The sequence below is a fragment of the Lewinella sp. JB7 genome, assembly GCF_024297185.1.
GTDB lineage: Bacteria > Bacteroidota > Bacteroidia > Chitinophagales > Saprospiraceae > Neolewinella.
In genome coordinates this window covers 422,504-436,349 of sequence record NZ_JANCTD010000002.1, presented here as the reverse complement: position 1 = coordinate 436,349, position 13,846 = coordinate 422,504, and the positions used below count along the sequence as shown (strand labels likewise).

At 59.8% G+C, this 13,846-nt stretch carries 9 protein-coding genes; 4 read left to right on the top strand and 5 right to left on the bottom strand.

Annotated elements, in window-relative coordinates; translation table 11 throughout:
- Positions 1-1,842 (top strand): hypothetical protein, encoded by a 1,842-nt coding sequence (locus NMA52_RS05315; RefSeq protein WP_254826611.1) that lies wholly within the window; start codon positions 1-3, stop codon positions 1,840-1,842.
- A 3-nt stretch (positions 1,843-1,845) separates the two neighbouring features.
- Here NMA52_RS05315 and NMA52_RS05310 read toward each other — a convergent pair whose 3' ends face one another.
- Positions 1,846-3,666, bottom strand: a complete 1,821-nt coding sequence (locus NMA52_RS05310; RefSeq protein WP_254826610.1) for a glycosyltransferase family 39 protein — start codon at positions 3,664-3,666, stop codon at positions 1,846-1,848.
- A 64-nt stretch (positions 3,667-3,730) separates the two neighbouring features.
- On the opposite strand from NMA52_RS05310, the gene NMA52_RS05305 reads away from it, so the two are divergent.
- Positions 3,731-5,068 carry a M24 family metallopeptidase gene (locus tag NMA52_RS05305; protein ID WP_254826609.1) on the top strand — a complete coding sequence of 446 codons (1,338 nt, stop codon included), beginning with the start codon at positions 3,731-3,733 and terminating at the stop codon, positions 5,066-5,068.
- Positions 5,069-5,393: 325 nt separating this feature from the next.
- The gene (locus NMA52_RS05300) at positions 5,394-8,087 is read left to right on the top strand and encodes a prolyl oligopeptidase family serine peptidase (RefSeq protein WP_254826608.1); all 2,694 of its coding nucleotides are present in this window, start codon (positions 5,394-5,396) and stop codon (positions 8,085-8,087) included.
- A 16-nt stretch (positions 8,088-8,103) separates the two neighbouring features.
- On the opposite strand, the gene NMA52_RS05295 is transcribed toward NMA52_RS05300, so the two are convergent.
- From NMA52_RS05295 to NMA52_RS05280, 4 genes are read right to left on the bottom strand one after another with little or no spacing between them, the layout of a single operon-like run.
- Positions 8,104-10,461 carry a choice-of-anchor B family protein gene (locus tag NMA52_RS05295; protein ID WP_254826607.1) on the bottom strand — a complete coding sequence of 786 codons (2,358 nt, stop codon included), beginning with the start codon at positions 10,459-10,461 and terminating at the stop codon, positions 8,104-8,106.
- A gap of 55 nt (positions 10,462-10,516) precedes the next feature.
- Complete coding sequence (locus NMA52_RS05290; protein WP_254826606.1) at positions 10,517-11,134, bottom strand: hypothetical protein; 618 nt, start codon at positions 11,132-11,134, stop codon at positions 10,517-10,519.
- Positions 11,135-11,189: 55 nt separating this feature from the next.
- Positions 11,190-11,795, bottom strand: a complete 606-nt coding sequence (coaE, locus tag NMA52_RS05285) for a dephospho-CoA kinase (protein WP_254826605.1) — start codon at positions 11,793-11,795, stop codon at positions 11,190-11,192.
- An 18-nt stretch (positions 11,796-11,813) separates the two neighbouring features.
- Complete coding sequence (locus tag NMA52_RS05280; RefSeq protein ID WP_254826604.1) at positions 11,814-13,346, bottom strand: SulP family inorganic anion transporter; 1,533 nt, start codon at positions 13,344-13,346, stop codon at positions 11,814-11,816.
- 151 nt (positions 13,347-13,497) lie between these two features.
- On the opposite strand from NMA52_RS05280, the gene NMA52_RS05275 reads away from it, so the two are divergent.
- Complete coding sequence (locus NMA52_RS05275; protein ID WP_254826603.1) at positions 13,498-13,833, top strand: 2Fe-2S iron-sulfur cluster-binding protein; 336 nt, start codon at positions 13,498-13,500, stop codon at positions 13,831-13,833.
- Positions 13,834-13,846 lie beyond the last annotated feature (13 nt).

Genomic DNA, 13,846 nt, shown 5'->3' with positions numbered 1-13,846 from the left:
ATGAACCTGCTCCTTCGGATCGTTGTCCTCGGCGGTATCCTGTGCCTGGTTTCTTGTCACCGGGCGGAAGCTACGCAGGCCGAGTCTCCGCCACCCGGCCGTCGCGACGTTCAGCGGGCCGCCCTGCAGGCGCCGATCTGGCAATTTGTGGTCTGTAGCGAAGACGAAGCGCTGAACCGGTACGTGGACAGCCTTGCGGATTCCCGCCCCCTGGAAAAGAAGATTCGCGTAGTGGCATGCGCGGACTGGGATTACTCCCTGCCCAGCATCGTATTCGGTGACCGGGTGCCGGAGCCCATTCATGAGTTGCCGACTACTGCTTTTGGCAGCAGCGACGGTGATACATGGGGTGAACTTATGGTATTGAACAACTACCTTAATCCCTTGACAGCTAAGGATAGTATGCCTTCCGTAGTGTCTCTTTACTTAAGTAATGATCCGGCACGTTTACTTCGGTTCCTGCGTACGGTTCCGTCGGAGTGGGGAGGTGTTTTCCGCTGGCGCTGGGCCTACGAAATACACGCCGCTGACGGATCACGCCGTATGGGGGACTTTGCGGAGCGGAACGGATGGCGCCTGGCCGGGGAAGAGGAAGTCGTGCTGCAGTCTCCGGGAGCCCCCGTTCTGGAAGTGGATGGCGTTCAGGTCTTTGCCGTGGATAACTATTCACCGTCGCCGAAGGGCCTCTCCCTAGCGGAAATCGTGGCGGCGGCCCTGACGGAAAATGCGTCGGTTGAGCGCATCTACCTCTACCCGACGGTCGAACGGATCGGATTGTGGCAGGGTAGCATGAACGCCCACCAACTTCAGGGTCGGGATCTTCACCTCGTGCCCGACCATCTTCACTACCGCTCGGCGCGCCCGGCCTGGAAGAACGACTTCTTGCGGGGGATGACCGTGGCCCACGAAGGATACCGCGTCTACAACGGGTACGGAGGATCGGGTATGGGACCGTCGCTGGACAGCCTGCAACAACTGCACGTCAATGCGGTATCCATCGTACCCTACACCTTCATGCGGGAACCGGGACTCATCGATGAATTGCCGGTTCCGAACGGGGCGGGCTCCGAAAACGATCCCGCCGTGCGGGCGGCAATCCGCGAGGCCAAAGCGCGTGGATGCTTCATCCTGCTGAAGCCGCAGATCTGGGTGAGCGGAGGGTGGCCGGGAGACGTTCACTTCGAGCGGCCCGCCGACTGGGATCGCTTCTTTGCGGCTTACGGCAACTGGATCGCCCACTACGCCCGCATGGCCGAAGAAGAAGGGGTGGACGCCCTCTGTATCGGGACTGAGTTGGTACAAACTACGCTGGGGCATCCCGTCGCCTGGCGAGCCATCATCGCCGATCTGCGCCGGCAGTACACGGGACAATTGACGTACGCCGCCAACTGGGGTCCTGAATTCGAGAACCTATCGTTCTGGGACGACCTCGATGCGATCGGGCTGAACAGCTATTATCCGCTGTCCGGTGGCAGCGAGCCCTCGGACGAGGAACTACGTCGGGGGGCGGAGGCGTGGATGCGCCTCGCTGACAGTATCAGTACGACCTACGATCGCCCGTTGTGGCTAACCGAGGTCGGCTACCGGTCGGTAGCCGGCGCCTGGATCAATCCCCACGCCGAGGCCGGGGATCGCCCGGCCGACGAAGTGGACCAGGCGCGCTGCTACGCAGCGCTTATTGCCGCCGGGAAGCAGTCCGAGCGGTTGCGGGGTATGTTCGTGTGGAAGTGGCCCTCGTATCTGGGACACGACGAAGGGCGGCAGGGGAACAACACCGGATTCACGCCCGGAGGCAAGCCGGCGGGAGCGCTACTAAGCGAATTTTACCGCGACGTACGCTAAACCTCATTCGAGTGTCGCGACTACCAGATTGTCGATCACGATAGCGGGTTGGCTATCCCCGCCGTTCCACAGTAATACCGAAACGGCGTCCGCTCCGCCCCGCGGGGCACGGGCTTCGATGTAGACATTACGGTCCATCTCCGCATTGAGGACGCGGTGCAGGCGGATCACCCGCTCTTTCAACTCCACCCCGTCGCGGTAGAATCGGAGCACCAGTTGGGTGGAGTAGTGGACGCGCGGACGCGCGGTGCGGATGCGACAGTCGACGGATGCGCGGACCCACTGTCGCCCCTGCAGATCAACATTGACGAAGAATTCCTCGCTGGCGTCGCGGCGACCCATCAGGCAGAGCGATCCGGATCCCGCGATCGGGTTCATGGTACAGGCAGCAGGATACGAGGTTTCGAATCCATTGGTGTAGAGCGTGTCTATACGGTCGGGAGTGCCCCGGTAGAACTCGGGGTTGTCGAGTAGAAGCTGATCGTCCGTATCGACCTCGAAGGTGAACAGAGTGCGCCAGTAGTATGCGCGGTTCATCCACTCGATCATGAGGAGGCCGCCGCGGTGGGCCTGGTGGGTGAACCATAGGTTGTGGGCCACGAAAACTACCGCTACCACGATGAAGACGGACTTCAGCGCACCCCCCCGGCGGAGGACCCACGATACGCTTGCGGCCAGGGGAAAGGCAAGTACCGGATAGGCCTGAACCATGGTGCGCTGGCCCAGGCTGCCACCGTACCACCAGACACTCCAGGCGAAGGCCACGTATACGAAGAGGACGAAGAAGAGGAGGGGGGCGAGGAATGTACCCTGCCGCCGCCGGTACAGGGGCCAGAATCCGATCAGGGCGATCCACATGGCGGGGGTGTACGTGAGCCAACCCGCCTTGTAGCTGAACAGACCGTCAATGAGGTGGGGTTGCCACCAGTCGAATCCCTGATCCTGGTAACTGTAGACGATCCAGTCATCGGTAACGTACTTCCAGTACAGCAACTGCAGCGTACCCACCGCAATACAGGCCACTACCGCCAGTCCGATCTGCGGCAGATTCTTCGCCAGCAGCCGCCACCGCGTGGCAAATGCTCCGGCCTGGATCCGAATGCCCCAGAACAGGGGTATCAGGACGGCCAGTATTTCCGTTGGACGCGTGAGTGCCATCAAGCCGAGGAGCAGGCCGATACTCAGGCAGCGGCCGTAGCCAAATTCCCGGGCGCGCCGGTGTTTTCGGTAGTATAGCCGGTGGGTGAGGTGAAGTAATAATGCATATAGCGTGAACAGCCAATTGTGGGTCAGGGCATTATCTATTGCCGCGTAGTTCAGATAGTTAGTCGCGAAAGTGATCAGCAGCAGCGTGATGGATGTGGTTCTGCCCGAATAGTACCTGCGTAGTACCCGTTGCAAAAAGTACAGACCAAGAAAACTGACTAGCAGGCCACCGAACGAAATACTAAGCTGGTAGGGACGACTGAACCCGTCGGCGGGGTAAGTGTCCGACGCGCTGGCGTAGGCATGGGCGACGGTAAAGAAGGGGGCATACAGAATGGCCTGACCGAGGCTGTACTTCATCACCTGCTTGCCGCTCTCGTGGGTGAAGGTCTGGTAAGGATCGTCCGTCGGATGATACTTCTCAATGATGTCGGGCAGGAATGCCACATCCCGAAGATCATCGTAGATAAATACCGCGGGCAGGTACAGATAATAACCGGACACGTCGTAACTCAGCGTGGCTTCCCCGTGCCCCTGAGCCCACTTGGGGTAGTACAGATGCGCCACCACGATCATAAGATAGCAGAGCAGTAAGGCCGGCGTCGGGAAGCGCTTCACCCTAGCGAAGATAAGACACCCGGCTTGTCGGTACTTTAGCCCGTCCAAACTTTAATCCTGCCCCATGAAGAGCTTTTTTCATTACCTGTTCGCCTGTTTGCTCATCATCCCCCCCTCGGGAGCGCTCACCGCCCAACAGGATATGCCCCTCATTCTTTCCCTCAAGGAGCAGGGAGAGCTGCGGGACGCCTGGCTAACGGAACGGTTCGAGCGCGTGGTCCCCGAACTCATGCGGCGCGCGGAAATCGATATGTGGGTAATGATCACCCGGGAGTACAACGAGGATGCGGTCGTGAAAACCATGCTGCCCAGCAGTTGGATGGGGGCCCGGCGCACGACTATGTTGATCGTCTATGACCCCGGGGAGGGTCGGCCCCTGGAGACACTGGCCTGCGCACGCTACGCCGTCGGGGACGTATTCCGGCAGGCATGGGATCCGGTCGTGCAGCCCGACCAGTGGAAACGACTCGCGGAGATTATCCAGGAACGTGACCCCCGGCGGATCGCGGTAAACCGCAGTGAATCCTTCGGACTGTCGGACGGCATCAGCAGCTACCACTACGATCGTCTGCTGGAGGAACTTCCGGCGTCGTATTCGGACCGGATCGTGAGTGGGGAAGCGCTGGCCGTCGGCTGGCTCGAAACGCGCATTCCCGCGGAGATGGTCGTGTACCGCCAAGCGATGCGGATCGCTCACCGCATCATCGCGGAGGCCTTTAGCGAGCGCGTCATTCAGGCCGGGGTCACGACTACGGAAGACGTCGTCTGGTACCTACGCGAACGGGTGCGGGAACTCGGTCTGGACGTCTGGTTTCATCCGACGGTGGACGTACAACGACCAGTGAACGAGGAGTACGCGTTCAGTGAACGCCCGGAAGCCGAGGTCATACAGCCCGGCGATCTATTGCACTGCGATTTTGGTATAACGTACTGCGGACTGAATACCGATACGCAACAGAACGCCTACGTGCTGCGGCCCGGGGAGCTAGCCGCGCCATCCTACCTCCGTGCCGCCCACCGACGCGGACTGGAACTCATGGACCTGCTGACCGCGCGAATGCAGACGGGACGGACGGGCAACGAGATGCTACTACAAACGCTGCGGGCCGCCGGGGAAGGGGGACTGCGTCCTACCATCTACAGCCATCCTATCGGCATGCACGGACACGGCGCGGGACCCACGATCGGGCTCTGGGACATGCAGCAGGGCGTCCCGGTAACCGGAGATTATCCCGTGTACGCCCATACCGCCTATAGCATCGAGCTTAACAACCGGACCTACCTGGAAGCATGGGGAACCGACGTCCGCATAATGCTCGAAGAGGACGGTTACTGGGACGGCGAGCAATTCACCTACCTCAACGGTAGACAGGAGGAGTTATACCTGATTCCGCGCCCGTAGTCTGCCAACGCCGTATGGTCGATCAACCTTCCACAGGGCCCTGCTCGGAGGGTTCCGGCTGAGCAGATGGCCGCATACTGGCCTGCCGGTCAATGGCATTGCGCAAGTAGGCCGAGTAGTCGGATGGCCGAGTCATCGACTGCAGGAAGCGGGTGCTCGGAAAGCGAAGGGTGGATGCGCTCATACTCATTGATTTGTCGGATAAACATACAAACAGTTTGTGTTATTGCAAACATCATACAAAAAGTATTTTACGCTTTCTTTCCGCTTACCACCGTATCTGTCGAAGCTTAGGTAGATATAACTTTACCCAAAAGTCATCCGAATGAACCACCTATTTACATTGTTACTCGTGCTCTTGCTTTGCTCCTGCGTCCGCGCGCAGACGGAAAGCACGGAATGGACGATCGAGGACGTGATCCACACCGAGTACGTGAGCAACGTCAGTTTCTCGCCCGACGGTACGATGGTGATGTGGAGCAAGCGGCGGGCCACCGAGGATAAGAAAAAGGATAAATTCGTTGCGGATCTGTACCTCACGCGACTGGGTGACCGTAAGGACGGGAAGTTCCGCACCGTGCGACTGACGACCGGCGATGACAACGACCACTCCGCCCTTTTCAGCCGGGACGGGGAAAGCATATATTTTCTCAGCAGTCGCGAGGAGGGCAAGAAACTCTGGAAAATGAGTCTGTACGGCGGGGAGCCACAGGAGGTCCACGAGTTCAAAAACGGCATATCGGACATTCAGTGGATTGACGAGCATACGTTGGCCTACGTCAGCTACGAAGGAAAAACCCTGACCGCCCAGGAACTAGAGGAGAAGAAAGACGACGTGGTCGTGATCGAGGATACCAGCAGTTGGAAGATCGACCGGATCTATGCCTTCGATCTGAAGGATAAGCTGAGTCGCCGCCTCACGGAGAACGAGAAGCCGGTGCGGGGCTACAGCGTAAGTCACGACGGAAAGCATATGGCGTACGTACTTGCGGGCAGTCCGCACCAGGCTGCCGACGCCCAACCCAAGAGTGAGTACTACCTGCAGGACGTCGGTAGCGGTCGGCAGCGTCGCATTCTGGAAGGCCTCCAGGCACCGGGCAACCTTCAATTTACCCGGGACGGCGCGGGCCTTTATTTCACATCCACCCGGAGCAGCAACCCGGAATGGGACGGCGCGGGCATCGGCCAGCTGTACTACCTCCCGTTGGATGAGAAGGCGCCGCGAAGGGTCGACCTCGACTGGGAAAATGGGGTCGAAGACATTACCGTAGTAGGGAATGACGTGGTCGCCGGTCTGGCGAACCGAGCTACCGTGCGCCAGACGCTCTACCGCCGCGGAGGCGAAAAAACGGAGATCGAACTGGACAGTATGCAGGATCACGTGAGTTTTCATGCCTTCAGTGAGGATGGAAAACGAGTTGTGCTACAGCATTCTACCTCCAGTCAGCTACCGCGCTACTTCGTGGCCGAATTTACCGGAGCCGCCGTCCGTGCACCGGAGGAGCTGGTAGAACTGAACGGAAAGCTGAAGAAAAAGGCGATCACGAAAAGCAAAGTCATCGAGTGGAAGGGCTACAACGACGAACTGGTCACGGGTATCCTATACTATCCCAGTGACTACACGGAGGGTCGGCAGTACCCGCTTATGCTCAGCATTCACGGTGGGCCATCGGCCGCCGATCTGGATCAGTGGAGCGAACGGTGGAGTACCTACCCCCAGATCCTGAGCCAGCGGGGAGCATTCGTGCTGAAGCCCAATTACCACGGGTCGAGCAATCACGGCCTTGCCTATGTCGAGAGCATCAAGCAAAACTACTACGAACCGGAGATGGAAGACATTACGGCCGGGATCGACCACCTGATTGCCCGGGGCATGGTGCACCCCGACAGCATCGGCAGTATGGGTTGGAGTAACGGTGCCATTCTCACGACCATGCTGACCGTCCGCTATCCCGATCGGTTCCGGGTGGCCTGTCCGGGAGCCGGCGACGTCAACTGGACCAGCGATTACGGGACCTGCAGTTTCGGGGTCAGCTTCGATCAGAGCTACTTCGGGGGTGCACCCTGGGACGACACCAACGGAAAAAACTACAACGAGAATTACCTGATTAAATCGCCGCTCTTCGATATGGAGAAGGTGAAGACGCCGACCATCATCTTTCACGGCAGCGAAGACCGGGCCGTGCCCCGCGATCAGGGATGGGAGTACTACCGGGCTCTGCAGCAGATCGCCCAGGCTCCGGTGCGCTTCCTCTGGTTTCCCGGACAGCCCCACGGTCTGCAAAAAGTAACCCATCAGCAGCGAAAGATGGAAGAAGAATTGCAGTGGATCGACACCTATCTATTCGGCAAAGCACCGGAAGACAACCCGGCCTTTAAGGAGGACAGCCCCCTGGCACAGCTGCTGCAGAAGGACACGGTCGCCAAACACGGCGAACTCTACGGTGAGTTCCGCAACGGCATTCTCCTGCCGGAGGTCGTATCTCTGGGAGCCGATACCATCGCCATCGCCCGCTTTGAACTTACGAACGCCCAGTACGCCGCTTTCGACCGCCAATTTCGGCTGGTGCCGGGAGAGGGGAACCTGCCGGTCGAACTGTCGCGGGATCAGGCACGGGCCTACCTAGCCTGGCTCACCACCAAGCTTGGCCGGGAAGCACGAATGCCCAACGCCGGCGAAGCAAAAAAACTTCAGGAAGAGGCGCGTAAAGTCGGTGCCAAGGAGAACACGTTGAACTACTGGGCCGGCTACGAAATCACCCGCGATGAGGTCAGCGACCTGCGCCGCAAGGTCGGGGAACTGAGTAGCACCCTGATCAAGCCGGTCGGCAGCTTCCCTCCCCTCAAGGTCGGCCCGGCCAAGCTGTACGACGTCGGCGGTAACCTGGCGGAGTACACCGACGAGGGTGGACACTACGGGTACAGCGCGTACGATTTCGTGGACCCGGCGGGCGGAAGCGAAGCTCCGACATCCGAGCACATCGGACTGAGGATCATCATCGACCGGGCCAAACGCTAGTGGCCGCGGGGCGACCCTAGTTTTTCACCAGCTTTAGCGCGGCGGGCAACCGCCCCGGCGCGTACACCGTCGCGAAGTAGATACCGGTGGGCAGATCCGCTCCGAAAAAAACGGGCGCGCCGGAACGTAGGGTACGCTGATCCACAATCTGCCCGACCTGGTTGTACACCCGGAGCACGGCCGAAGCGTTGGGATCGTCCAGGCTCAGGGTAAAAAATTCCGTAGCTGGATTCGGGAACGCCCGTACCGTGTACGCGGGCAGCATGTTCCGTCGGGTGGAAGTGGATAATGCCCCCTGGGTGATCAAAAAATTGTCGAAGCCCGCTACAAGAGTAGCGAGTCCGCCGTTGGCACCCGATGTCGCCGTCACGGTCAGGTAGACGGAATCGGCCGAGAGGATTTCCGCGGGAAGATTAAGGCTATCGGACAGCCAACCAACGGTAGGCGAGGTGTGTCCGGCCAGTCGGTAAACCTCCCCGTCCCGCGTTTGGATACGAATCACCAGGTTATCCGTTGATCCGGACCCGGTTCCATCTCCTCCGAGATAGTAGGCATAGTGCAGCGCGGCCCCCCGGGTATATTCGGTGAGTCGGATGCCCGGAGAGCGTAGGGTAGCTTCCGTGCCGGCGTCGAGGGCTACGAGGTACGCCCAGTCGTCCGGATCTCCCTGCGCATCGGTCGTGGGAAGTACTGCCGGAGTGGCGGTTGCTTGTTCGGAGGGACGGATGCGCCGCCACTCATTATCACCCGAAAGGGTTGAGGTCCAGCCTAGATCGGTGACGAAACCGTCCGCGTAACCGGGCTCCAGGAGCACCACCGATCCGTCGATATCTTCGGATGCCATATTGTCCATAACGCGCGGTAAGTAACCGAAGGCGGTGACGTAAATGCGGTAATCCGCGTTTTCCACTTGTGTCAGCAGTACTTCTCCGTTCTCGTTGCTCGCGGCGGTAAAACTGGTGTCGGCTTCCTGCAGATAAGCGCGGGCATCCGCCAGAGGTGTCCCGTTCCGGCGATCCCGAACGGTGAGGCGTACGTCGCTGTAGGTGGGGATGGAATTGAGGGTGAGGTTTACCGTTACCTGATCGCCGCTGGTGAGGGCAACCGTGACGGTATCGGGTAGATAGCCACCGGCACTGACGGCCAGCCGGTAGGTGCCTGCCGTGGCGATCCCCGTTTTGTAATTTCCGGTGGCATCGGATTGACTGGCGTTGAGCTGATCGGCCAGGATGTGGACCGTCGCGTTATTGATGGGGTTCCCCGTACGGCGGTCGGTCACCGTCCCCCCCAGGCGGGCCGCCCGTACATAGTCCACGTCCACGACGTAAAGTCCCGTACTACGGTCGCTCAGCAGGGTAAGTCCGCTGGGGAGGAAAGGGTAGGAGCCCCAGTTGCCGTTGAACCCCCCGTCAGGACCCGGCCAGGTGTCGTAGTTCGCCACTTCGATCAGGTTGGCCGGATCGGTGGCGTCGACCACCCGCAGGCCGTCGGTGTAGTAGCTCACGGACAAGTAGTCGTCGATCACGTGGACGTTGTGGGGAATAGTATTCGTGCCCAGGCTCGACAGCGGGCGGTACTGACCTAGCAAACGGATGTCCCCGTAATCGCTGATATCGTAGGAGGCCACTACGGCATTCTCTTTTTCGTCGGTGGTGAATATGGTTTGGGAGTCGTCGCTTGGCCAGGCGTTATGCGTAAAGGCGAAAGGCGTTGGCGTGCGGCCCAGCTCCCGGATGTTCTGGAGGTCGCTGATGTCGTAGATGGCCAGTTCTCCCAGGTAAAGCTCGGAAGCGTACATGATGCCGTCCCGCACGTACACGTCGTGGGTGTACACCTCCGGGCCGAGGGCAATGAGGGGAGGGTGGGCCGGATTGGCGGCGAGGTCGAAGATCAGAATTCCGCCGCCGTTGAGGTCCAGTTGGCCGCCGGCCGTGAAGGCCAGTGCGGTGACCGTATCGATGTAGATATTATGCGTTTGCGTGAGGGTTCGCTGGAATCCCGGTACGGTGTATGTGTGGTTCGCGAAGCTGATGGATTCGGGTAGATTACTGAGATCGATGACCGTCAGTCCGTCCTGTCCGCGGTCGGACGTCGCGTAGGCGTACTCTCCGTAGGTCTTGACGTCCCGCCAGGGGCTGAAGGCGCCGGTCGTTCGGCCGATCTCTACGGGGTTATCGGGATCCGCCAGGGAAACTACCGACACCCCGCGGTCCAGACCAACCAGCGCGTATTCCGTTCCGTCCGGGGCGACGTACCCCCAAATGTCATTAACCCCGGTGTCGTAATCCAGGTTCGAACGCAGGGTCGCATTGAACTGCGACAGTAGGGGAGTAGCCCCCAGCAGGAGGAGGAAAAGGGTAAACGTTGGCTTCATACGGATCGAATGTTAGCGTAATAACCTCCGAAATCTCCCTTTAGGTATGTGGCACTTAGTCCGCCCTGTGATATACGACGGTTTCGTTGCTAACGCCGAGCATGCGTAGTTCGAGCACGTCGCGATCGACGCGCACGATTTCGTAACAGTCCGTTTGTGCCGGACCGGATACGGTAAAGCACGGATGCCCGATGGGTTTTCCCCCGCTACAGGCCTCCGGACAGTTGCCGTAGAACCGCATGGCTTCCTCCACCAGCAGGTTGTTCTCGTAGTAAGTTTTGTAGTGCGTCGGGGTGAATTCTACCTGTTCCTGTTCGTCCGCTGCGTTTAACCACTTTCCCGTCAGCATGCGTTGGGCGGCGAGCGCGGGAGCGGCGGTAGCTTCCGAAGTCCCTTTCGCGTTGCTGTAGGTAGCTGGTTCTTCCTCAATGGACATCCCGTAGGGGGTGGGGGCGGAGGCGCCGGGCGGTACGGTTACGGTGTTGTTCGCCGAAGCTTTCGGCAGGGGAAGCGTATCTGCTCCCTCCTGTTCCGTAGCGATGGGAAATTCGTCCGTTTCCCCCGTACGCCCCGGGAAGGAGTAGGCGCTTTGGCGTTCGATTTCCTCCGGTGACAGCTCGGCCGCGCAGGCGACAAACACGAAGAGGACGCAAAGTAGGATGAGGTAGCGCATGGGTTGACTTGCTTGGGTTTGGAATAAACGACGTGCGACGGATATAAGTGCGAACCTACGTACGTACCGCCAATTCACGCAAGAGCCGGTCCGTTCGCAGAATTTGCGGTAGGATCAGTTTTACGCCGTCGTTCACGATCAGGTAATCACCGGCGGCCTCCTTATCCGCGTCGGTCCACTGGCGCGCCATCCGCGATTCCACCGCTTCCCGGGCGATCCCGTCGCGCAGCATTACGCGCTGGATGCGCATAGGTCGCGGGCAAGCCACCACGACGATCCGGTCGTAGCCGCCGCTGGCGCCGATTTCGTATAGAATCGCGGCCTCATGGAGCGTGTAGGGATGGTGCTGGGCGGCATGCCAGGCCGCTGCGTCACGGGCTACGGCGGGGTGCACGAGGGCATTGAGGTCCGCCAACTCGGCTTCGTGACCGAACACCCGTTCGGCCAGGTACGGACGGTTCAGCTCCCCGTCGGTGGTATAGGACTGCTCGCCGAAGCGCTTGCTGATGGCCGTCCGTAGCTGATGGTCGTCCCGCATCAGCAATTTTGCGCGCAGGTCCGCGTAATACACCGGAACCCCCAGGCGCTCGAACTCCCGGCATACCGTGGTCTTGCCAGCGCCGATGTTACCCGTAATGCCGATGCGTAATGGTGGCGTCATGCCGGTGAAGGTAAACCGCTAGTGAGAGTCTACGGCCACCTTGTAGGTAGGATCTTCCAGTACGTTCACCTCGATGATGGCGCCGGCGCGGTTGAGCAGCCGACGGCAGTCTTCACTCAGGTGTTGCAGGTGAACCGTTTTGCCAACCTTCTGGTAGCGCTCCGTTAGTTTGTTGAGCGCTTCGATGGCCGACATGTCGACCACCCGGCTTTCCTCGAAGTTGATTACGATCTCGTCGGGATCGCCGAGAACGTCGAACTTTTCGGCAAATACCGCGACGGACCCGAAGAACAGAGGACCGTAGATGTCGTAGTGCTTCACCCCGTTTTCGTCGATGTGCTTCCGGGCGCGGATCCGCTTTGCACTTTCCCAGGCAAAGCGTAGGGCGGCAATAATCACGCCGACGATGACCGCCAGCGCCAGATTGTGGAGAAAAATCGTGACCAGCGTCACCAGCACCATAACCAGTATATCTGATTTTGGAAACCGGCCGAAGGTCCGCAGGCTTGCCCATTCGAAGGTACCCACCGCGACCATGATCATCAGGCCCGTAAGCGCGGCCATCGGCACCAGTTCGATCAGACTGCTACCGAACATGATGAACACCAACAGCATCACCGCGGCGACAATGCCCGAGAGGCGCGCCCGTGCCCCCGCACTGATGTTGATCAGGCTCTGACCGAGCATCGCGCAGCCCCCCATGCCCGACAGAAATCCGCTGAGAATATTAGCCGCTCCCTGGGCTACGGCCTCCTTATTGCCCCGTCCGCGGGTCTCGGTAATTTCGTCTATGATATTGAGGGTCAGCAGACTTTCGATCAGCCCGACCCCCGCTACGACGAGAGCGTAGGGCGCGATGATGGTCAGCGTCTCGAAGGTGAAGGGGACCTCGGGGATGTGGAAGGGCGGAAATCCGCCCGAAATGCTGGCCATATCACCCACCGTCTTGGTATCGAGGCCGGCTACGGCGACGATGCCGAAAACCGTCAGGATTGCCACCAGCGAGGCGGGTACGGCCTTGGTCAATTTCGGCAGACCCCAAATAATGAGCATCGTGATCAGCACGAGCCCCCCGAAAAGGTACAACTGAGGACCGCTCAGCCAGTCCCCGGTATCCGGGTTACGGAACTGGTCCAACTGCGACATAAAGATGATGATGGCCAGTCCGTTCACGAAGCCGAAGATGGCGGGGTGGGGGACCAGCCGCATCAGCTTACCCAGGCGGAGGACGCCGGCCGCTACCTGAAACAGACCGGCCAGGACAACGGTCGCGAAGATGTACTCGATCCCGTGAGACTGGGCCAGGGAAACGATGACGACCGCCACGGCACCGGTGGCGCCGGAAATCATGCCGGGCCGTCCGCCGAAAACGGCCGTGACGATGCCCATCACGAAGGCGGCGTAGAGGCCGGTTAGGGGCGGCAGTCCCGCCAGAAAGGCGAAGGCAACGGCTTCGGGAACCAGGGCCAGCGCGACGGTGAGGCCCGACAGAATCTCAATGCGGTAGTTGACCTGCTGGTCGAAGTCGAAGAGGTTGATGTATTTTTTCATCTGTCTGACAACGAATCATCCCTACGGCGGTACACCGCGAAATGCATTTGTGATGTGTGTGGATCGACGGCCCCCCGCGAAAAGAAGCCGCAAAGGTACGATAATTCGCACACCCGCCGAAGCACACTATCTTCGCCGCGAAATTGATCCCATGACCGACGAAGGAAACATCACCATCACCGTTATCGATCGCCACGGTGAAGCCCACGAGCTGGAAGCTCCCACCGACATGAATATGAACGTGATGGAAGTCTGTAAGGCCTACGAATTACCGGTAAAGGGTACCTGCGGGGGCATGGCTCTCTGCAGTACCTGCCACTGCTACGTCATATCCGACACTGAGCTCCCTGAGATGGGGGAGGACGAAGAAGATATGCTCGACCAGGCCTTCTTCGTGGAGGACAACTCCCGACTGGGGTGCCAGCTCCGCATCACCAGCGACTTGGACGGCCTGCGGGTACAACTCGCCCCCGAAGCGGAAGAATAATTCAGAAATCTTT

Excerpts from the sequence above, each read along its gene's own strand:
- NMA52_RS05315 (WP_254826611.1), top strand. The coding sequence starts at position 1 with ATGAACCTGCTCCTTCGGATCGTTGTCCTCGGCGGTATCCTGTGCCTG.
- NMA52_RS05305 (WP_254826609.1), top strand. The coding sequence starts at position 3,731 with ATGAAGAGCTTTTTTCATTACCTGTTCGCCTGTTTGCTCATCATCCCC.
- NMA52_RS05300 (WP_254826608.1), top strand. The coding sequence starts at position 5,394 with ATGAACCACCTATTTACATTGTTACTCGTGCTCTTGCTTTGCTCCTGC.
- NMA52_RS05295 (WP_254826607.1), bottom strand. The coding sequence starts at position 10,461 with ATGAAGCCAACGTTTACCCTTTTCCTCCTCCTGCTGGGGGCTACTCCC.
- NMA52_RS05290 (WP_254826606.1), bottom strand. The coding sequence starts at position 11,134 with ATGCGCTACCTCATCCTACTTTGCGTCCTCTTCGTGTTTGTCGCCTGC.
- coaE (WP_254826605.1), bottom strand. The coding sequence starts at position 11,795 with ATGACGCCACCATTACGCATCGGCATTACGGGTAACATCGGCGCTGGC.
- NMA52_RS05280 (WP_254826604.1), bottom strand. The coding sequence starts at position 13,346 with ATGAAAAAATACATCAACCTCTTCGACTTCGACCAGCAGGTCAACTAC.
- NMA52_RS05275 (WP_254826603.1), top strand. The coding sequence starts at position 13,498 with ATGACCGACGAAGGAAACATCACCATCACCGTTATCGATCGCCACGGT.